The sequence below is a fragment of the Leclercia sp. G3L genome (assembly GCF_021117075.1).
GTDB lineage: Bacteria > Pseudomonadota > Gammaproteobacteria > Enterobacterales > Enterobacteriaceae > Enterobacter > Enterobacter adecarboxylatus_C.
In genome coordinates, this window is the sequence record NZ_CP088265.1 from 2,608,422 (window position 1) to 2,627,055 (window position 18,634).

The following is an 18,634-nucleotide window of genomic DNA, read 5'->3' on the forward strand; positions in this document are numbered from 1 at the left end:
TATTACAAAATAAAATCACGACACTTGAGGGTAATGTATGAAGAAGACGGTTCTGGCTCTGTCTTTGCTGGTGGGATTAAGCGCAGCGGCAAGCAGCTATGCAGCGCTCCCACAGACCGTACGTATCGGTACTGACGCGACCTATGCGCCATTCTCATCGAAAGATGCGAAGGGCGACTTTGTCGGGTTTGATATCGACCTGGGGAATGAGATGTGCAAACGCATGTCCGTGAAATGCACCTGGGTGGGCAGCGACTTTGATGCGCTGATCCCATCGCTGAAAGCCAAGAAAATCGATGCGATTATCTCTTCGCTCTCCATCACTGAGAAACGCCAGCAGGAGATCGCCTTCTCTGAGAAGCTGTACGCAGCAGACTCGCGCCTGATTGCGGCGAAAGGCTCGCCTGTCCAGCCCACTATTGATTCGCTGAAAGGCAAACACGTTGGCGTCCTGCAGGGCTCCACGCAGGAAGGCTTTGCCAATGCCAACTGGCGCGAGAAGGGCGTCGATGTCGTGGCTTACCAGAACCAGGATCTGATCTATTCCGATCTGGCGGCAGGGCGCCTGGATGCAGCTTTCCAGGATGAAGTTGCGGCAAGCGAAGGCTTCCTGAAACAGCCGGCAGGGAAAGAGTTTGCCTTTGCGGGCCCGTCGGTTAAAGACAAAAAATACTTTGGCGACGGTACCGGGATTGGCCTGCGCAAGGACGACGCCGAGCTGAAAGCGGCCTTTGATAAAGCCTTTACCGAACTGCGTAAAGACGGCACCTACGACAAACTGGCGAAGAAATATTTCGACTTCAATGTCTACGGCGACTAACTCTAACTGACGGTGCGCACCATAATGGTTCACCGTTATGGTGCGCTGATTGCCTTTGCGAACCACGATGGTGCAAATCCTGCGCCGCGTTGGTTATAAAGTGAATAGTTAAGCACTGATAATGCACTTTTTCGCGTCAGCCGGGCATAATCTTTTGCCTTGCCGCGGCGATTAATGGCACATTAAAGGCAACCCCCGTCGGCGTTAAAATCCCGTAAGAAGACAGTCTGTTGAGGATAGATATGAAAAAACTGGTGTTGTCACTTTCCCTGGCTCTGGCATTTTCCAGCGCTACTGCGGCATTCGCAGCAATTCCGCAAAAAGTACGTATTGGTACTGACCCGACTTATGCCCCCTTCGAATCGAAGAATGCACAGGGTGAACTGGTAGGATTTGATATCGATTTGGCAAAAGAACTGTGCAAACGTATCAAAACAGAGTGTACCTTCGTTGAAAACCCTCTGGATGCGCTGATCCCTTCGCTGAAAGCAAAAAAAATCGACGCTATTATGTCTTCACTCTCTATCACCGAAAAACGCCAGCAGGAGATTGCCTTCACCGACAAACTTTATGCAGCGGATTCCCGTCTGGTGGTAGCAAAATCCTCTGATATCCAGCCGACCCTGGAGTCACTGAAAGGCAAACGCGTAGGCGTGCTGCAGGGCACCACCCAGGAGACCTTCGGTAACGAGCACTGGGCACCGAAGGGGATCGAAATCGTCTCTTATCAGGGTCAGGAGAATATCTACGCTGACCTGACCGCAGGCCGTATCGATGCCGCTTTCCAGGACGAAGTCGCAGCCAGCGAAGGCTTCCTGAAGCAGCCGGTAGGTAAAGATTACAAGTTCGGCGGTCCATCCATTAAGGACGAGAAACTCTTCGGCGTGGGCACCGGTATGGGGCTGCGTAAAGAGGACAACGAACTGCGCGAAGCGCTGAACAAAGCCTTTGCCGAGATGCGCGCGGACGGTACTTACGAAAAAATGGCGAAGAAATACTTCGACTTTGATGTCTACGGTGGCTGAACACCCCACTGAATAACGTGCGGCCCCTCCCGCTACGGGAGGGGAAAAGACACGGCGTCACCACTCACGACACGACAGGGCAGGCGGTATGCTGTACGGATTTTCTGGCGTAATTTTACAAGGCGCACTCGTCACCCTTGAACTGGCTCTCAGTTCGGTGGTGCTGGCGGTGTTAATAGGCCTGGCGGGCGCGGGCGCGAAGCTGTCGACCAATCGGGCAATGGTTCTGCTGTTTGAAGGCTATACCACCCTGATCCGTGGTGTGCCTGACCTGGTGCTGATGTTGCTGATTTTCTACGGTCTGCAAATCGCGCTGAATGGCGTCACGGATGCCATCGGTATGGCGCAGATTGATATCGATCCTATGGTGGCCGGTATCATTACCCTGGGCTTTATCTACGGTGCCTACTTTACGGAAACCTTCCGCGGAGCCTATCTCGCGGTGCCGAAAGGGCATATCGAAGCGGCCACGGCATTCGGTTTTACCTCCTCTCAAACATTCCGCCGTATTATGTTTCCGGCCATGATGCGCTTTGCGCTGCCGGGCATCGGCAACAACTGGCAGGTTATCCTCAAAGCGACGGCGCTGGTCTCGTTATTGGGACTGGAAGATGTGGTGAAAGCCACGCAGCTGGCGGGCAAAAGCACCTGGGAACCGTTCTACTTCGCCATCGTGTGCGGGGTCATTTATCTGGTGTTTACCACCGTCTCCAATGGTGTGCTGCTGCTGCTCGAGCGTCGCTACTCCGTGGGTGTGAAGAGGGCTGACCTGTGATCGAGATTATTCAGGAATACTGGAAATCGCTGCTGTGGACCGACGGATACCGTTTTACCGGTGTGGCGATCACCCTCTGGCTGTTGATTGCATCCGTGGTGATGGGCGGCATTCTGGCGATATTTCTTGCCATTGGCCGCGTGTCGAACAACAAATACATTCGCTTTCCCATCTGGCTGTTTACCTATATTTTCCGCGGTACGCCGCTCTATGTGCAGCTGCTGGTCTTCTACTCCGGGATGTACACCCTGGAGATCGTGAAAGGCACCGAGATGCTGAACGCCTTCTTCCGCAGCGGGCTGAACTGTACCGTCCTGGCGTTGACGCTGAACACCTGCGCCTATACCACCGAGATTTTCGCGGGGGCGATCCGTTCCGTTCCCTATGGCGAGATTGAGGCGGCGCGGGCCTATGGCTTCTCCTCCGTGAAGCTCTACCGCTGCATTATTCTGCCGTCGGCGCTGCGCATTGCGCTGCCTGCCTACAGCAACGAAGTGATTTTAATGCTGCACTCCACCGCGCTGGCCTTTACCGCCACCGTGCCGGATCTGCTGAAGATTGCCCGCGACATCAACTCGGCAACCTACCAGCCGTTTACCGCCTTCGGGATCGCGGCGGTGCTCTATTTAATCATTTCTTACGTCCTGATTAGCCTGTTCCGTAAAGCGGAAAAACGCTGGTTGCAGCACATAAAACCTTCTTCGACGCACTGAGAATTAAGATGGCTGAGAACAAATTAAACGTTATCGATTTGCACAAACGCTACGGCGAACATGAAGTGCTGAAAGGGGTGTCGCTGCAGGCAAATGCAGGCGATGTGATCAGTATTATCGGCTCGTCAGGGTCGGGTAAAAGTACCTTCCTGCGCTGCATTAACTTCCTCGAAAAACCGAGTGCCGGCAAGATTGTGGTCAGCGGCGAGAACATCAATCTGGTGCAGGACAAAGACGGACAGCTCAAGGTGGCGGATAAGCACCAGCTGCGGATGTTGCGTACCCGTCTGACGATGGTGTTCCAGCACTTCAACCTCTGGAGCCACATGACGGTGCTGGAGAACGTGATGGAAGCCCCGGTGCAGGTTCTGGGCTTAAGCAAGCAGGAAGCCCGCGCCCGTGCGGAGAAATACCTGGCGAAGGTGGGTATCGACGCGCGTCAGCAGATTAAATATCCGGTGCATCTCTCCGGCGGCCAGCAGCAGCGCGTCTCCATCGCCCGTGCGCTGGCGATGGAGCCGGAAGTGCTGCTGTTCGACGAACCGACCTCCGCGCTCGATCCCGAGCTGGTGGGTGAAGTACTGCGCATCATGCAGCAGCTGGCCGAAGAGGGGAAAACGATGGTGGTGGTCACCCACGAGATGGGCTTCGCCCGTAACGTCTCCAACCACGTGATTTTCCTGCATCAGGGGGTAATCGAAGAGCAGGGCCACCCGGATGAGGTGCTGGCGAATCCGAAGAGCCCGCGCCTGCAGCAGTTCCTGAAAGGGTCGTTAAAGTAGTTTTTGCCCGGCGGCACGACGCTTTCCGGGCCTACGGGTTTTGTAGGCCGGGCAAACGCAGTGCTGCCCGGCATTCAGGCCGCACCCAACTCCAGCCGGTACACCCAGTCGTCATACCGCACGCCGTTAATCTCATACGCCTGTTCCAGCACCTGGGTGCGCACAAAGCCCGCTTTTTCTAATACCCGCACCGAACCGCCGTTATCCGCCAGCACATAGGCATTAACCGCCTTTATTCCCATCCGGATAAAGGCATATTCACACACGGCATACAGCGCCTCGCTGGCAATCCCCCGGCCCTGCGCGGCAGGGATCACCGTGTATCCAATATCGGCCTCTTCAGGATACTGAGCGCTGATTTGCAACCCAATATCCCCCAGCGGGGTGTCATCATCGTGGGTGCGGATCACAAAGGTATGCGGGGTCGTCAGGCGGGCGGCAAACAGGCGTCGGGTCTCTTTTTCCGGGGCGATAGCGGCCATATAGCGCATGATCTCGGGCGATTCGCGAAGCCGCAGAAAGAAGGGCCAGTCGGAGGGCTCAAAAGGGGAGAGCGTCAGCCTGGAAGTGGTGATTGTGGCCATCGTAACGCCTTAAACGGGGATCGGGCATAGTAATTTAACACAGCCGACCGGGCAGATTTAACCTACCACATCTCCCAGGGCTTCTTCTAAATCGTACCACCGGAAGGCAAACCCGGCCGCCTCCAGACGCTTCGGCAGCGCGCGCTGGCCGCCCAGCACCAGCACGGCGGACTCTCCCATCAGCAGGCGAATTGCGGTGGCCGGAGCGCGAACCACGGCGGGGCGATGCACCGCATGCCCCAGGGCATGGGCGAACTGTTCGTTGCGAACCGGGTAGGGAGAGACCATGTTGAACGGGCCCCGCAGGTCGTTATCCAGCAGCCAGATAATGCCATTCACCATATCGTCGATATGGATCCACGCCAGATACTGACGGCCATTGCCGACCGGCCCGCCGAGACCCAGCTTAAACACCGGCAGCATCTTCCCCAGAATCCCGCCTTTCGGCGCCAGCACCACGCCGGTGCGCAGCAGGCAAACGCGGGTCCGATCGCTCTGCGCTCCGCAGGCAATCTGTTCCCAGCGGGCGCACAGCTTATGGGTAAATTCGTTGTGCGGCGGCTCCTCTTCGGTGACCACCACTTCGCCTAAATCGCCGTAATAGCCCGATGCTGAACCGGAGATAAACACCGACGGCGGATTGTCGCTGGCTTTGCACATATCCACCAGCCGCTGGGTGATAGTCCAGCGGCTGTTGCACAGCCGCTGCTTATGTTCTTCCGTCCAGCGTTTATCGGCGATGGGTTCCCCCGCCAGATTGATAACGGCATCAAAGCCGTTGAGATCCTGATGCTCGGTGAGCCCTTTCCAGATATCGATGCCGGAGCCGAGTGTCTGACGCGCTTTCTCGGGACTGCGCGTCACCACCGTCAGCTCATGGCCCAGCGTCTGCAAGCGGGGGATCAGATGCCGGCCAATCAGGCCGGTACCGCCGGTTACCAGGATCTTCATACAACCTCCGGGGGTTGCGCTTAGCGTTGCCAGCTTAACGTCATTGAGACGGAGTCGGCATAGCGCAGCGCGTGAAGTTTATCGATCTCTACTTCAGCATAGGTGACCCAGTGATGTTCGCGTGCGATATCCAGCACATCCTGAGTTAATTTTTCCAGCAAAGAGAAGCGGTTACTCTCGACATGTTGAATGATGCTTTTGGTGACGGTGCGATAGTTCAGGGCGTCATTGATATCCTCACTGTCCCGCGCCTTATCGGCCGGGTAGTGGATCACCACATTAACCACGATATCCTGACGGTTAGCGCGCTCCTCCTCTTTGATGCCGATATAGGTGCGCAGGCGTAAATTTTTAATACGAATAATCGCGTCTTGCTGGGACATTGCAGGCTTCCTCCGTGTCATTATCGCCACCATAATACATGAGGAAACCGTTTATAGCTGCTGCGCTTTTTGCATGGCGCGCTCGGTTGCCGGACGGGTACGAATGCGCTCAAACCAGTTGTTTACTGCGGGCCACGACGCCAGGTCGACGCGATGGTTTTCATGAGTATTGACCCACGGCCAGCAGGCGATATCCGCAATGCTGTAGTGATCGCCACCCAGCCACGGCGATTTTTCCAGCCGCTTGTTCAGCACGTTATAGAGCCGCTGCGTCTCGACCTGGAAGCGTTCGATGGCGTAGGGGATCGGCTGCGGCGCAAAGTGGTTAAAATGGGTGTTCTGGCCGATCATCGGCCCCAGTCCGCCCACCTGCCAGAAGAGCCACTGCAGGGTGATGTGGCGTTCCCGTAATTCGCCGCTCAGCAGCTTGCCGCTTTTTTCCGCCAGATAGAGCAGGATCTCGCCGGACTCAAACATGCTCAGCGGCGCACCGCCATCGTCCGGCTCATGATCGACGATAGCCGGGATTTTATTGTTGGGAGAAATGGCGAGAAACTCAGGGCGAAACTGTTCGCCTTTGCTGATATCCACCGGCAGGATGCGGTAATCCAGCTGGGCCTCCTCCAGAAAAAGCGTGATCTTATGCCCGTTGGGGGTAGGGGCGTAGTAAAGGTCAATCATCGCAACTCCTGTCATAACGATTATCGCGGCATAGGATCGAGTATAGGTGGTGATGATAAATCGTGAGTTTTCATCAAGTGACAGCCGGGGCCGGAGGTTATATTTTGGATATAAACCCATCCCCTGAAGCGTTACGAGGATCTTATGAGCGAACCTGCAATTACCCTGTGGTCAGATGCTGATTATTACTCCCCTTACGTCATGAGCGTGTATGTTGCGCTGGCCGAGAAAGGATTGCCCTTTACCCTGAAGACCGTGGATCTCAGCCGGGGTGAAAACCGGCAGCCGCAGTGGCGAGGCTATGCTCTGACCCGTCGCGTACCGGTGCTGGAAATCGACGGCTTTGAACTCAGCGAATCCTCCGCCATTACGGAATTTCTGGAGGAGAAATTTGCGCCGCCGGAGTGGGAGCGGATCTACCCCCTGGATCTGCAAAAACGCGCCCGCGCGCGCCAGATCCAGGCGTGGCTGCGCAGCGATCTGGTCCCGATCCGCACGGAGCGCTCTACCGACGTGGTGTTCGCCGGGGTGAGAAAACCGGCCCTGAGCGAAACCGCGCAGCGGGCGGCAAACCAGCTCTACGATACTGCCTCCTCGTTGCTTGTCCACGGCCAGCAAAACCTGTTCGGGGAGTGGTGTATTGCCGATGCGGATCTGGCCCTGATGCTCAACCGTCTGGTGCTCAATGGCGATGACGTGCCGCAGCAGCTGGTGGATTACGCAAACTTCCAGTGGCAGCGTGCCTCCGTGCAGCGCTACGTGGCGCTGTCGGCGAAGCGGACGGGCTGATATTCCGGTATGATGGGGCCGCTTTTCGACATAAGGAGTCTCTGATGAAGTTAATGTTTGCATCGGACATCCACGGCTCGCTGCCGGCGACCGAACGGGTGCTTTCGCTGTTTGACCAGAGCGGGGCAAAATGGCTGGTGATCCTCGGGGATGTGCTGAACCACGGCCCGCGCAACGCACTGCCCGAAGGCTATGCGCCTGCTGAGGTCGCCGATCGGCTCAACGCTTACGCGTCGCGAATTATCGCCGTGCGCGGCAACTGCGACAGCGAAGTTGACCAGATGCTGCTGCACTTTCCCATCACCGCCCCCTGGCAGCAGATCCTGCTGGAGAACAGCCGCCTGTTTGTGACCCACGGCCATCTGTATGGACCGGATAAGCTGCCCGCGCTGAATGCTGGCGATGTGCTGGTTTACGGTCATACTCATATTCCGGTAGCCGGGAAACGGGGCGACCTTATACATTTTAATCCTGGCTCGGTCAGCCTGCCCAAAGGCGGCTTTCCCCCCAGCTACGGCATGCTGGAAGGAAACCATTTGTGCGTTATGACGCTGAATGACGGCCAGGTTATTGCGCAGTCAGAGATTAATCCGTAATTTACTCCTCAACAGTAAACGCGCCGCGAGAGCGCTTTAAAGAGAAGGTTTCCCGATGGTGGAGCACAGTCATTTGGCAAGTACGGAATGGGTGGATATTGTCAACGAAGACAATGAGGTAATCGCACAGGCGAGCCGCGAGCAGATGCGGGCGCAGCGCCTGCGTCATCGCGCGACCTATATCGTAGTGCATGATGGGATGGGCAATATTCTGGTTCAGCGCCGTACCGAAACGAAAGACTTCATGCCCGGCATGCTCGATGCGACCGCCGGTGGCGTGGTGCAGGCCGATGAGCTGTTGCTCGATTCCGCCCGCCGTGAAGCGGAAGAGGAGCTGGGGATCGCCGGCGTGCCGTTTGCCGAACATGGCCAGTTCTATTTCGAAGATAGCCACTGTCGCGTCTGGGGAGGCCTTTTCAGCTGCGTCTCCCACGGTCCGTTTGCGCTGCAGGAGGAAGAGGTGAGTGAAGTCTGCTGGATGACCCCGGCTGAGATCACCGCCCGTTGCGACGACTTCACGCCAGATTCGCTGAAAGCGCTGGCTCTGTGGATGAGCCGCAATGCCAGCAACGAGCCGGTGAAGCACGAAGAAGCGTAACGAAGCGAATAAAAAAAGGCGACCCGAGGGTCGCCTTTTTACGTTGGGGTGCTGCTTACTGCTGGGAAGACTGGATCGCGGTCAGCGCGATGGTGTAGACGATATCGTCTACCAGCGCGCCACGAGACAGGTCGTTCACTGGCTTGCGCATACCCTGCAGCATCGGCCCGATGGAGATCAGGTCGGCTGAACGCTGTACCGCTTTGTAGGTGGTGTTACCGGTGTTCAGATCCGGGAAGATGAACACGGTAGCACGACCGGCAACCGGGGAGTTAGGCGCTTTGGATTTAGCAACGTCAGCCATCACTGCGGCGTCATACTGCAGCGGGCCATCGATAACCAGATCCGGGCGTTTTTCCTGGGCAATACGGGTCGCTTCACGCACTTTCTCTACGTCGCTACCTGCACCAGAGGTACCGGTGGAGTAGGAGAGCATCGCTACGCGCGGTTCAATACCGAAGGCAATCGCAGAGTCAGCAGACTGGATCGCGATCTCGGCCAGCTGTTCAGCGGTTGGATCCGGGTTGATCGCACAGTCACCGTAAACGTAAACCTGTTCCGGCAGCAGCATGAAGAACACAGAAGAGACCAGGGAGCTGCCTGGTGCTGTTTTGATCAGCTGCAGCGGCGGACGGATGGTGTTCGCGGTGGTGTGAACAGCGCCGGAAACCAGACCGTCAACTTCATCCTGCTCCAGCATCAGGGTACCGAGAACCACGTTGTCTTCCAGCTGTTCGCGGGCAACGGCTTCAGTCATGCCTTTGCTCTTACGCAGCTCGACCAGACGGGCAACGTAGCTTTCACGCACCACTTCCGGGTCAACGATTTCGATACCAGAACCCAGCTCAACGCCCTGAGAGGCGGCTACACGGGTGATCTCATCCGGGTTACCCAGCAGCACGCAGGTCGCGATACCGCGCTCGGCACAGATGGCGGCGGCTTTAACGGTACGCGGTTCGTCGCCTTCTGGCAGCACAACGCGTTTGCCCGCTTTACGCGCCAGCTCGGTGAGCTGATAACGGAAGGCTGGAGGAGAGAGGCGACGGCTGCGCTCGGAGGTTGCGGTCAGGGATTCAATCCACTCAGGATTGATGCAACCGGCAACGTATTCCTGCACTTTCTCGATACGCTGATGGTCATCAACCGGTACTTCCAGGTTGAAGCTCTGCAGGCTCAGAGAGGTCTGCCAGGTGTTGGTGTTCACCATGAAGACCGGCAGGCCGGTAGCAAATGCACGTTCGCACAGCTTGCTGACGCGTGGGTCCATTTCATAGGCACCGGTCAGCAGGATCGCACCGATTTCCACGCCGTTCATCGCCGCCAGACAGGCTGCAACCAGCACGTCTGGACGGTCAGCGGAGGTCACCAGCAGGGAACCTGCACGGAAGTGCTCCAGCATGTGCGGAATGCTGCGCGCACAGAAGGTCACAGACTTCACGCGACGGGTGTTGATATCGCCTTCGTTGACGATGGTCGCGTTCAGGTGACGCGCCATGTCGATCGCACGGGTCGCGATCAGGTCGAAGCTCCAGGTCACCGCGCCCAGTACTGGCAGAGAACTGTATTCCTGCAGCTTAGCCGGATCGATTTTCACCACTTTCGCTTTGGAAGAGTCGTCGAAAATTTCAGACAGGTCAGGGCGGGTACGGCCTTGCTCATCCACCGGAGCGTTCAGTTTGTTGACGATAACGCCGGTGATGTTGGCATTTTTCGCGCCGCCGAAGCTGCTGCGGGTCAGCTCAATACGCTCTTTCAGCTGTTCCGGGGTGTCGGTACCCTGGGACATCACGAACACGATTTCCGCGTTCAGCGTTTTGGCGATTTCGAAGTTCAGGGACTGGGCAAACTGATGCTTGCGCGTTGGAACCAGGCCTTCAACCAGCACCACTTCCGCATCCTGTGCGTTAGCGTGATAGTTAGCGATGATCTCTTCCATCAGCACGTCTTTCTGGTTGCTGGAGAGCAGAGACTCAACGTGGCTCATCTTCAGCGGTTCAGCGGCTGGCAGATTGGAGTTCGCACGAACGATAGTGGTGGTCTGGTCTGGGGCATCGCCACCAGCACGTGGTTGAGCGATTGGCTTAAACACGCTCAGACGAACGCCTTTGCGTTCCATCGCACGGATCACACCGAGGCTGACGCTGGTCAGGCCTACGCTGGTTCCGGTCGGGATCAGCATAATAGTACGGGACACGATTTATCCTCTTTCGTTACCGCCGACATCAGGCGGGCTACAAAACAGCACCGCCAGCATTGCTGGCGGTGTGGAATCAGGCAGTCAGACGGCTCGCGTCTTGTGCGATAACCAGCTCTTCGTTGGTTGGGATAACCATCGCAAGACGGGTGCCTTCTTTGTTGATGAAGCCAGACTTACCGAAGCGCGCGGCCAGGTTACGTTCATGGTCAACGTCAAAGCCCAGCACGCCCAGTTTGCCCAGGGACAGTTCGCGCACCATTGCCGCGTTCTCACCGATACCGCCGGTGAAGACCACGCCGTCCAGACGACCGTCCATCAGCGCAGTGTAAGAACCGATGTACTTCGCCAGACGGTGGCAGTAAACGTCCATTGCACGTTTAGCGTCTTCTTTCTCTGCGTAGTTGTCTTCAACGTAACGGCAGTCGCTGGTGACTTCGGTCAGACCCAGCAGGCCAGACTCTTTGGTCAGCATTTTGTTGATATCTTCAACGCTCATGCCCAGGGTATCGTGCAGGTGGAAGATGATCGCCGGGTCGATATCACCGGAGCGAGTACCCATCACCAGACCTTCCAGCGGGGTCAGACCCATAGAGGTATCAACGCATTTGCCGTTACGGATAGCAGAAACGGAACCGCCGTTGCCCAGGTGGCAAGTGATGATGTTCACTTCTTCAACCGGCTTGTTCAGCATTTTCGCGGCTTCTTGCGTCACGTAGAAATGGCTGGTGCCGTGGGCGCCGTAGCGGCGAACGCCGTGCTCTTTGTACAGTTTGTACGGCAGGGCATAGAGGTAAGACTCTTCCGGCATGGTCTGGTGGAACGCGGTGTCGAATACGGCCACGTTTTTGTCTTTCAGATGCGGGAAGGATTTCAGCGCTTCAGCGATACCGATCAGGTGAGCCGGGTTATGCAGCGGTGCAAAAGAAGCGGAGTCTTTAATGCCCTGAATAACGGAGTCATCAATAACCACAGACTTGGTGTACTTCTCGCCACCATGAACGATACGGTGACCGATAGCGGTCAACTGAGCGGACAGTTCTGGTTTTTGTGCCAGAATAGTGTTAACGATAAAGTTCAGCGCTTCGCTGTGAGCGGCGCCTGCACCTAAAGCCGCTTCCTGTTTGCTGCCGTCCATTTTCCACTTAAGACGTGCTTCTGGAAGATGGAAACATTCGGCCAAACCAGAAAGGTACTCTTCACCGTTGATCGCATCGATGATGGCGAATTTAAGTGAGGAGCTACCGCAGTTCAGAACCAGTACTAACTTACTCGACATGGAAGTACCTATTATTGATACGTGGCTAAAAAAACGTCAGTGAGTCAAGGATCGTAGCGCAAGATATCGCTGACATTTATGATTAACATCATGCCCGAAGTACATTTCGGCATGACGAAAGGAATACATATGATTTTATGCCATTTTGCGCATTTTTCCGGCAATGGCATAATGTGCGATAATTTGACGAGTGAACGTTCCTCGTCTAAGGCCTTTGCAGGCCGGCACAGGATACCTGATACTGGGTAGTGCTGACAAAAGTTTTTGAACGTTGTCATGACCAGTTGTGGTTTTGCACGAATTTTTTAATCTTTATATGTGAAGTTGAGGTAAGCCATGTCGACACCCGTGAACCCTTCCGTGAGCTTTTTCAGCCTGTTTCGCCGGGGACAGCATTATTCGAAGACGTGGCCACTGGAAAAGCGCCTGGCGCCCGTCTTTATTGAAAACCGCGTGATCCGCGCCACCCGGCACGCGATCCGTCTGATGCCGCCCATTGCGGTCTTCACCCTGTGCTGGCAGATTGCGCTGGGCGGGCAACTCGGGCCTGCGGTGGCTACCGCCCTGTTTGCCCTGAGCCTGCCGATGCAGGGATTGTGGTGGCTGGGCAAACGCTCGGTCACGCCGTTGCCGCCGTCGGTGTTGTCCTGGTTCTATGAAGTTCGCGGCAAGCTGCAGGATGCCGGTCAGGCGCTGGCGCCGGTCGAGGGCAAACCCGACTATCAGGCGCTGGCAGATACTCTGAAGCGGGCATTCAAGCAACTTGATAAAACATTCCTCGATGACTTGTGATTGATCATCGAAACGATGACTAAAAGAAGGCACAGTAACTGACCGTTACCGTGTCTTTTTTTTAAAGCTGCCATGTGCAACAGGAGTCGAAAGATGGAAATGACCCACGCTCAGCGTCTGATTTTGTCCAATCAGTACAAAATGATGACGATGCTTGATCCCGACAACGCCGAGCGCTATCGCCGCTTGCAGACTATCGTCGAACGTGGTTTCGGTTTACAGATGCGCGAGCTGGATCGCGAGTTTGGCGAACTTAAGGAAGAGACCTGTCGTACCGTTATCGACATCATGGAGATGTACCACGCCCTGCATGTCTCCTGGACTAACCTGAAAGATGCCCAGACCATCGACGAACGTCGTGTCACTTTCCTGGGCTATGATGCGGCCACCGAATCCCGTTATCTGAGCTATGTCCGCTTTATGGTCAATGTGGAAGGGCGCTACACCCATTTCGATGCCGGTACCCATGGCTTTAACGCCCAGACCCCGATGTGGGAAAAGTATCAGCGCATGCTCAGCGTGTGGCACGCCTGCCCACGTCAGTACCATCTGAGCAGCAATGAGATTCAACAAATTATTAACGCCTGACGGAGGTTGATGTGCAGTGTAAAGGTTTTCTGTTTGATCTGGACGGTACGCTGGTAGATTCATTACCGGTGGTGGAGCGCTCCTGGTGTCGCTGGGCCGACAGGCACGGCATTGACCATCAGGAGGTGCTGAATTTTATCCATGGCAAACAGGCCATAACCTCTTTACGGCACTTCCTCCAGGGAAGAAGCGAAGCAGATATTCAGGCCGAGTTTACCTGGCTTGAGCAGGTCGAGGCCACCGATACCGAGGGCATCACCGCGCTGCCGGGGGCGCTCGAGCTGCTCAGACATCTGAATGAAGCGGGGATCCCGTGGGCTATCGTCACCTCCGGCTCTGTTCCTGTGGCCCATGCGCGCCATAAAGCGGCAGGGTTGCCGGTGCCGGAGGTATTTATCACTGCGGAGCGGGTGACGCGCGGCAAGCCGGAGCCCGATGCCTTTTTACTGGGCGCGAAGCTGCTGGGGCTGGCGCCGGAAACGTGCGTGGTGGTGGAAGATGCTGCCGCCGGCGTGCTGGCGGGCCTCAACGCTGGCTGTCACGTCATCGCCGTCAATGTTCCGGCCAACTCGCCGCGTCTGGACGAGGCGGATCTGGTGCTTAACACGCTGGAGTCCGTTGCTGTCAGCCGCACCGCCGACGGGAATGTAACAGTCTCACGAAAAATGTAATCCCATGATATAGCCCCACATTGTTGGGGCTTTTTTATGGCACTATCGGCTTCACTCTCTTCTGACAAGGATCTGTTTTGAACGGTGAACTTATTTGGGTCTTAAGCCTGCTCCTTATCGCGATTATTCTGTTTGCGACCGGCAAAGTCCGCATGGATGCCGTGGCCCTGCTGGTGATTGTGGCCTTTGTGCTCAGCGGCACCTTAACCCTCCCGGAAGCCTTTTCAGGCTTTAGCGATCCCAACGTTATCCTGATTGCCGCCCTGTTTATTATCGGCGACGGCCTGGTGCGCACCGGCGTGGCGACCAGTATGGGCTCCTGGCTGGTCAGCGTGGCGGGCAACAGCGAAACCAAAATGCTGGTCTTTTTAATGCTCACCGTTGCCGGGCTGGGGGCATTTATGAGCTCCACCGGGGTGGTGGCGATCTTTATTCCGGTGGTGCTGAGCGTCTCGATGCGCATGCAGATCTCGCCCTCGCGCCTGATGATGCCGCTCAGCTTCGCCGGGCTGATCAGCGGCATGATGACGCTGGTGGCGACGCCGCCGAACCTGGTGGTTAACAGTGAACTGCTGCGTGAGGGCCTGGAGGGCTTCGGCTTCTTTAGCGTCACGCCGCTGGGGCTGGTGATCCTGGTGCTCGGTATTGTTTATATGTTGCTGACCCGCTTTGCCCTGAAGAGCGATAAGCAGGATAAACCCCGCGACGGCTGGAAGCGCCGTACCTTCCGCGATCTGATCAAAGAGTATCGTCTCACCGGACGGGCCCGCCGCCTGGCGATCCGCCCGGGCTCACCGCTGATCGGGCAGCGTCTGGACGATCTGAAACTTCGTGAGCGCTACGGCGCCAACGTTATCGGGGTGGAGCGCTGGCGCCGTTTTCGCCGGGTCATCGTTAACGTTAACGGCGTATCGGAGTTCCGCGCCCGGGACGTGCTGCTGATCGATATGTCCTCGGCGGATGTCGACCTGCGCGACTTTTGCAGCGAGCAGCTGCTGGAGCCGATGGTTCTGCGCGGCGAGTATTTTTCCGATCAGGCGCTGGACGTGGGGATGGCGGAAGTGTCGCTGATCCCCGAGTCGGAGCTGCTCGGCAAAACCATCCGCGAAATCGGTTTTCGTACCCGTTACGGTTTAAACGTGGTGGGCTTAAAACGCGACGGCGTAGCGATGGACGGTTCGGTGGTGGACGAACCTCTGGAGCTGGGGGATATCTTCCTGGTGGTGGGCAACTGGAAGCTGATCACCCAGCTGGGCCAGCGAGGCCGTGACTTTGTGGTGCTGAACTTACCCATCGAGGTCAGCGATGCCTCTCCCGCCCACAGTCAGGCGCCGCACGCCATTTTTTGTCTGGTGCTGATGGTCGCCCTGATGCTGACCGACGAGATCCCGAACCCGGTGGCGGCGATCGTTGCCTGTCTGCTGATGGGCAAGTTCCGCTGCATTGACGCTGAAAGCGCTTACAAAGCGATCCACTGGCCGAGCATCATTTTAATTGTCGGCATGATGCCCTTCGCGCTGGCGCTGCAAAAAACCGGCGGTGTGGATCTGGTGGTGAAAGGGCTGATGGAGCTGGGGGGCGGCTATGGCCCCTATATGATGCTGATGTGCCTGTTTATCATGTGCGCCACTATCGGGCTTTTTATCTCCAACACCGCGACCGCCGTACTCATGGCGCCTATTGCGCTGGCGATGGCGAAATCGATGGGCGTATCGCCTTATCCGTTTGCGATGATGGTGGCGATGGCCGCCTCCGCCGCCTTTATGACTCCAGTCTCGTCACCGGTGAATACCCTGGTGCTTGGGCCGGGTAAATACAGCTTCAGCGACTTCGTGAAGCTCGGCGTGCCCTTCACGATCCTGGTGATGGTGGTGTGCGTGGTGATGATCCCGGTCTTGTTCCCGTTCTGACAGTTTTGCCCGGCGGCGCTACGCTTGCCGGGCCTACGGTTTGGTAGGCCGGGTAAGGCGCAGCCGCCACCCGGCAAAAAACTCACAAGGGGGAATCCTGGCTGATCTCATCCAGCGACAGCTGGAAGCTAGGGACAAAGACTTCCATAAAGTAGTCCATCTCCTGGCTACGGCGCGCCTCGAGCGTCTTTTCCAGCCGGGTTTTCGCCAGTAAAAATTCGTGATTACCGGCAGACAACTCTTCCAGACACTTCAGGTAGGCGCAGAGCGCGTCGGCCTGCTTGACGATCGATCGCTCTTCTTCGCTGTAGCTCTGCTCGTCAATCAGCGGCTCGAAGATATCCCGCAGCTCATCCGGCACCATATCGACCAGTTTTTGCTGGGCGATTTTCTCGATCGCTTTGTACTCCTGGGCGATTTGCGAATTGAAGTACTTCACCGGCGTCGGCAGATCGCCTGTCAGCACTTCGGAGGCATCATGGTACATCGACAGCAGGGCGATACGTTCGGCATTGACCTGGCCGTTGAACTTGCGGTTCTTGATGGCGGCCAGCGCGTGGGCGACCATGGCAACCTGCAGGCTGTGCTCGGAGACGTTCTCGGTGCGGACGTTACGCATCAGCGGCCAGCGGTTAATCAGTTTCAGACGGGAAAGATGGGCGAAGAAATGACTCTGACTCATAAGTTACCTTTTGTCTTGCACTGCGACAGGTTTCATTGTGAGGGGAGGGGCGATGAGATGCAAATGCAGGTTTTTGTAGGCCGGGTAAGCGAAGCGCCACCCGGCATTAAAGTCGTTACTGATGGTATCCGCCGAGGAAACGCCCGAAGCGGCTGATGGCCATCTCCAGCTCATCCTCACGCGGCAGCGTAACGATGCGCACATGGTCCGGCCACGGCCAGTTAAACGCGGTACCCTGTACCAGCAACACTTTTTCCTGCAGCAGGAAGTCGAGCACCATCTTCTGGTCGTCAAAGATGTTGAAGCGTTTAATATCGATTTTCGGGAACATATAGAGCGCGCCGTTTGGCTTCACGCAGGAGACGCCCGGAATATCGTTAATCAGCTCCCAGGCGCGCTGACGCTGCTCGTAGAGACGCCCACCAGGCACGATAAATTCACTGATGCTCTGATAGCCGCCCAGCGCCGTCTGGATCGCGTGCTGAGCCGGTACGTTGGCGCACAGACGCATCGAGGCCAGCATCTCCAGACCTTCGATATAGCCTTTGGCGTGTTTTTTCGGCCCGTTCAGCACCATCCAGCCCTGACGGAAACCGGCAACACGGTAGGTTTTCGACAGGCCGTTAAAGGTGACGGTCAGTAGATCCGGCGCCAGTGCGGCAATGGAGTGGTGCTGCGCCGCGTCGTACAGAATTTTGTCGTAGATCTCGTCCGCGAAGATGATCAGATTATGCTGGCGGGCCAGCTCGACAATCTCCAGCAGCAGTTCTTTAGAATAGACGGCACCGGTCGGGTTGTTCGGGTTGATGATGACGATCCCGCGGGTGCGCGGCGTAATTTTGGCGCGAATGTCATCCAGATCCGGGAACCAGTCAGCCGATTCATCACACAGATAATGCACCGCTTTACCGCTGGAGAGCGATACCGCTGCCGTCCAGAGCGGGTAATCCGGGGCCGGAACCAGCATTTCGTCACCGCTGTTCAGCAGGGCCTGCATCGCCTGGACGATTAGTTCGGAAACACCGTTACCAATATAGATATCTTCTACGGTCACATCGCGCATGCCCTGCGCCTGATAGTGCTGCATGATGGCTTTACGCGCAGAGTAGAGACCTTTGGAGTCGCTGTAGCCTTGCGCCGTCGGCAGGTTGCGGATCACATCAACCAGAATTTCATCCGGTGCATCAAAACCAAATGGCGCCGGGTTGCCGATATTGAGCTTAAGTACTTTATTACCTTCTTCTTCGAGACGCTTTGCCTCTTTAAGAACCGGGCCACGAATGTCGTAACAAACGTTATCTAACTTGCTGGATTTTTCGATGGGTGACATGAATCTTTAACCTTTTCACTGTTATTGCTACTTCCTGCCGTGGAAGTCAGCACGAAACAATGTACTCCTCGCTTGGCCAATTTTGAAGCGTCGACAGAAGAAGATTTTGTTCATGCCCGAAAAGCCAAGTTGAAGTTTTTAACTGTTTTAAAGGTTTGGTTACATTTTATGGTCCATATTTATGTTGTTATTTGGTGATTTATTTTGGTTGTTGCATATTAAAATGGATTTTACGCTGTAAAAAAGCCGCATGTTGAGAGGCTTACGGTGGTAGTGCTACAGTTTCCTTGAGGAACATTTCGTAAAAGCTGAATGAAATTGAGTAGCGTTTGCGGTCCGGCCTCTTTATATAAAGGTTGCCCGTGTGAAATTAATGTTAAGTATAATTAATCATTAAGTCCTGGTTGAATTATTAGTTATTTCCAAATAATGGCGAAATCGCAACTTTCGTTAATATAAATAAAATTAGTTTAGCGAGTTATCAATCAGGT

Annotated in this window: 20 protein-coding genes; 12 read left to right on the forward strand and 8 right to left on the reverse strand. The window is 56.0% G+C overall.

Annotation, left to right across the window (positions count from 1 at the left end; genetic code table 11):
• The first annotated feature begins 37 nt into the window (after window positions 1–37).
• The 5 genes from argT (at window position 38) to hisP (ending at window position 4,115) form a co-directional block, all read left to right on the forward strand.
• Window positions 38–820 (forward strand): lysine/arginine/ornithine ABC transporter substrate-binding protein ArgT, encoded by a 783-nt coding sequence (argT, locus tag LRS40_RS13860; RefSeq protein WP_142486568.1) that lies wholly within the window; start codon window positions 38–40, stop codon window positions 818–820.
• A gap of 242 nt (window positions 821–1,062) precedes the next feature.
• Window positions 1,063–1,845, forward strand: coding sequence for a histidine ABC transporter substrate-binding protein HisJ (gene hisJ / locus LRS40_RS13865; RefSeq protein WP_142486567.1), 783 nt, complete (start codon window positions 1,063–1,065; stop codon window positions 1,843–1,845).
• 88 nt (window positions 1,846–1,933) lie between these two features.
• Entirely contained in the window at window positions 1,934–2,620 is a 687-nt protein-coding gene (locus LRS40_RS13870; protein ID WP_142486566.1) for a histidine ABC transporter permease HisQ, read from the forward strand.
• Complete coding sequence (locus LRS40_RS13875; RefSeq protein WP_032612827.1) at window positions 2,617–3,333, forward strand: ABC transporter permease; 717 nt, start codon at window positions 2,617–2,619, stop codon at window positions 3,331–3,333. The genes LRS40_RS13870 and LRS40_RS13875 overlap by 4 nt, the downstream gene beginning before the upstream one ends.
• Before the next feature lie 8 nt (window positions 3,334–3,341).
• Window positions 3,342–4,115 (forward strand): histidine ABC transporter ATP-binding protein HisP, encoded by a 774-nt coding sequence (gene hisP, locus LRS40_RS13880; RefSeq protein WP_106994731.1) that lies wholly within the window; start codon window positions 3,342–3,344, stop codon window positions 4,113–4,115.
• A 74-nt stretch (window positions 4,116–4,189) separates the two neighbouring features.
• Here the strand turns inward: hisP and LRS40_RS13885 are convergent, their stop codons facing one another.
• The 4 genes from LRS40_RS13885 to yfcG are packed head-to-tail and all read right to left on the reverse strand — an operon-like array spanning window position 4,190 to window position 6,714.
• Complete coding sequence (locus tag LRS40_RS13885) at window positions 4,190–4,699, reverse strand: GNAT family N-acetyltransferase (protein ID WP_231311832.1); 510 nt, start codon at window positions 4,697–4,699, stop codon at window positions 4,190–4,192.
• A gap of 57 nt (window positions 4,700–4,756) precedes the next feature.
• The gene (locus LRS40_RS13890; protein ID WP_231311833.1) at window positions 4,757–5,650 is read right to left on the reverse strand and encodes a TIGR01777 family oxidoreductase; all 894 of its coding nucleotides are present in this window, start codon (window positions 5,648–5,650) and stop codon (window positions 4,757–4,759) included.
• Between the two features lie 20 nt (window positions 5,651–5,670).
• A complete protein-coding gene (gene folX, locus LRS40_RS13895) occupies window positions 5,671–6,033 on the reverse strand; it encodes a dihydroneopterin triphosphate 2'-epimerase (RefSeq protein ID WP_142486563.1) in 363 nt (120 codons plus the stop codon).
• A 51-nt stretch (window positions 6,034–6,084) separates the two neighbouring features.
• Complete coding sequence (gene yfcG / locus LRS40_RS13900) at window positions 6,085–6,714, reverse strand: GSH-dependent disulfide bond oxidoreductase (protein WP_231311834.1); 630 nt, start codon at window positions 6,712–6,714, stop codon at window positions 6,085–6,087.
• Between the two features lie 144 nt (window positions 6,715–6,858).
• Between yfcG and yfcF the strand changes: the two genes are divergently transcribed.
• From yfcF to yfcD, 3 genes are read left to right on the forward strand one after another with little or no spacing between them, the layout of a single operon-like run.
• Window positions 6,859–7,503, forward strand: coding sequence for a glutathione transferase (gene yfcF / locus LRS40_RS13905; protein WP_231311835.1), 645 nt, complete (start codon window positions 6,859–6,861; stop codon window positions 7,501–7,503).
• Window positions 7,504–7,547: 44 nt separating this feature from the next.
• A complete protein-coding gene (gene yfcE / locus LRS40_RS13910; RefSeq protein WP_142486560.1) occupies window positions 7,548–8,099 on the forward strand; it encodes a phosphodiesterase in 552 nt (183 codons plus the stop codon).
• 55 nt (window positions 8,100–8,154) lie between these two features.
• The gene (gene yfcD / locus LRS40_RS13915; RefSeq protein ID WP_156264292.1) at window positions 8,155–8,697 is read left to right on the forward strand and encodes an NUDIX hydrolase YfcD; all 543 of its coding nucleotides are present in this window, start codon (window positions 8,155–8,157) and stop codon (window positions 8,695–8,697) included.
• Window positions 8,698–8,752: 55 nt separating this feature from the next.
• Here yfcD and pta read toward each other — a convergent pair whose 3' ends face one another.
• Both pta and ackA read right to left on the reverse strand, forming a co-directional pair.
• Window positions 8,753–10,891, reverse strand: a complete 2,139-nt coding sequence (pta, locus tag LRS40_RS13920) for a phosphate acetyltransferase (RefSeq protein ID WP_142486558.1) — start codon at window positions 10,889–10,891, stop codon at window positions 8,753–8,755.
• 76 nt (window positions 10,892–10,967) lie between these two features.
• On the reverse strand, window positions 10,968–12,170 hold the full coding sequence (ackA, locus tag LRS40_RS13925; RefSeq protein WP_142486557.1) for an acetate kinase: 1,203 nt from the start codon (window positions 12,168–12,170) through the stop codon (window positions 10,968–10,970).
• A 336-nt stretch (window positions 12,171–12,506) separates the two neighbouring features.
• Between ackA and yfbV the strand changes: the two genes are divergently transcribed.
• The 4 genes from yfbV to LRS40_RS13945 all read left to right on the forward strand — a co-directional run bounded on the left by yfbV (window position 12,507) and on the right by LRS40_RS13945 (window position 16,131).
• Window positions 12,507–12,962, forward strand: a complete 456-nt coding sequence (gene yfbV / locus LRS40_RS13930) for a terminus macrodomain insulation protein YfbV (RefSeq protein WP_032612804.1) — start codon at window positions 12,507–12,509, stop codon at window positions 12,960–12,962.
• Between the two features lie 93 nt (window positions 12,963–13,055).
• Window positions 13,056–13,550, forward strand: coding sequence for a YfbU family protein (locus tag LRS40_RS13935; protein ID WP_142486556.1), 495 nt, complete (start codon window positions 13,056–13,058; stop codon window positions 13,548–13,550).
• Window positions 13,551–13,561: 11 nt separating this feature from the next.
• On the forward strand, window positions 13,562–14,221 hold the full coding sequence (locus tag LRS40_RS13940) for a sugar phosphatase (RefSeq protein WP_142486555.1): 660 nt from the start codon (window positions 13,562–13,564) through the stop codon (window positions 14,219–14,221).
• Window positions 14,222–14,298: 77 nt separating this feature from the next.
• On the forward strand, window positions 14,299–16,131 hold the full coding sequence (locus tag LRS40_RS13945) for an SLC13 family permease (RefSeq protein ID WP_142486554.1): 1,833 nt from the start codon (window positions 14,299–14,301) through the stop codon (window positions 16,129–16,131).
• Window positions 16,132–16,213: 82 nt separating this feature from the next.
• On the opposite strand, the gene yfbR is transcribed toward LRS40_RS13945, so the two are convergent.
• Complete coding sequence (gene yfbR / locus LRS40_RS13950) at window positions 16,214–16,813, reverse strand: 5'-deoxynucleotidase (RefSeq protein WP_142486553.1); 600 nt, start codon at window positions 16,811–16,813, stop codon at window positions 16,214–16,216.
• A 115-nt stretch (window positions 16,814–16,928) separates the two neighbouring features.
• The gene (locus LRS40_RS13955; RefSeq protein ID WP_032612793.1) at window positions 16,929–18,143 is read right to left on the reverse strand and encodes a pyridoxal phosphate-dependent aminotransferase; all 1,215 of its coding nucleotides are present in this window, start codon (window positions 18,141–18,143) and stop codon (window positions 16,929–16,931) included.
• Window positions 18,144–18,634: the final 491 nt, after the last annotated feature.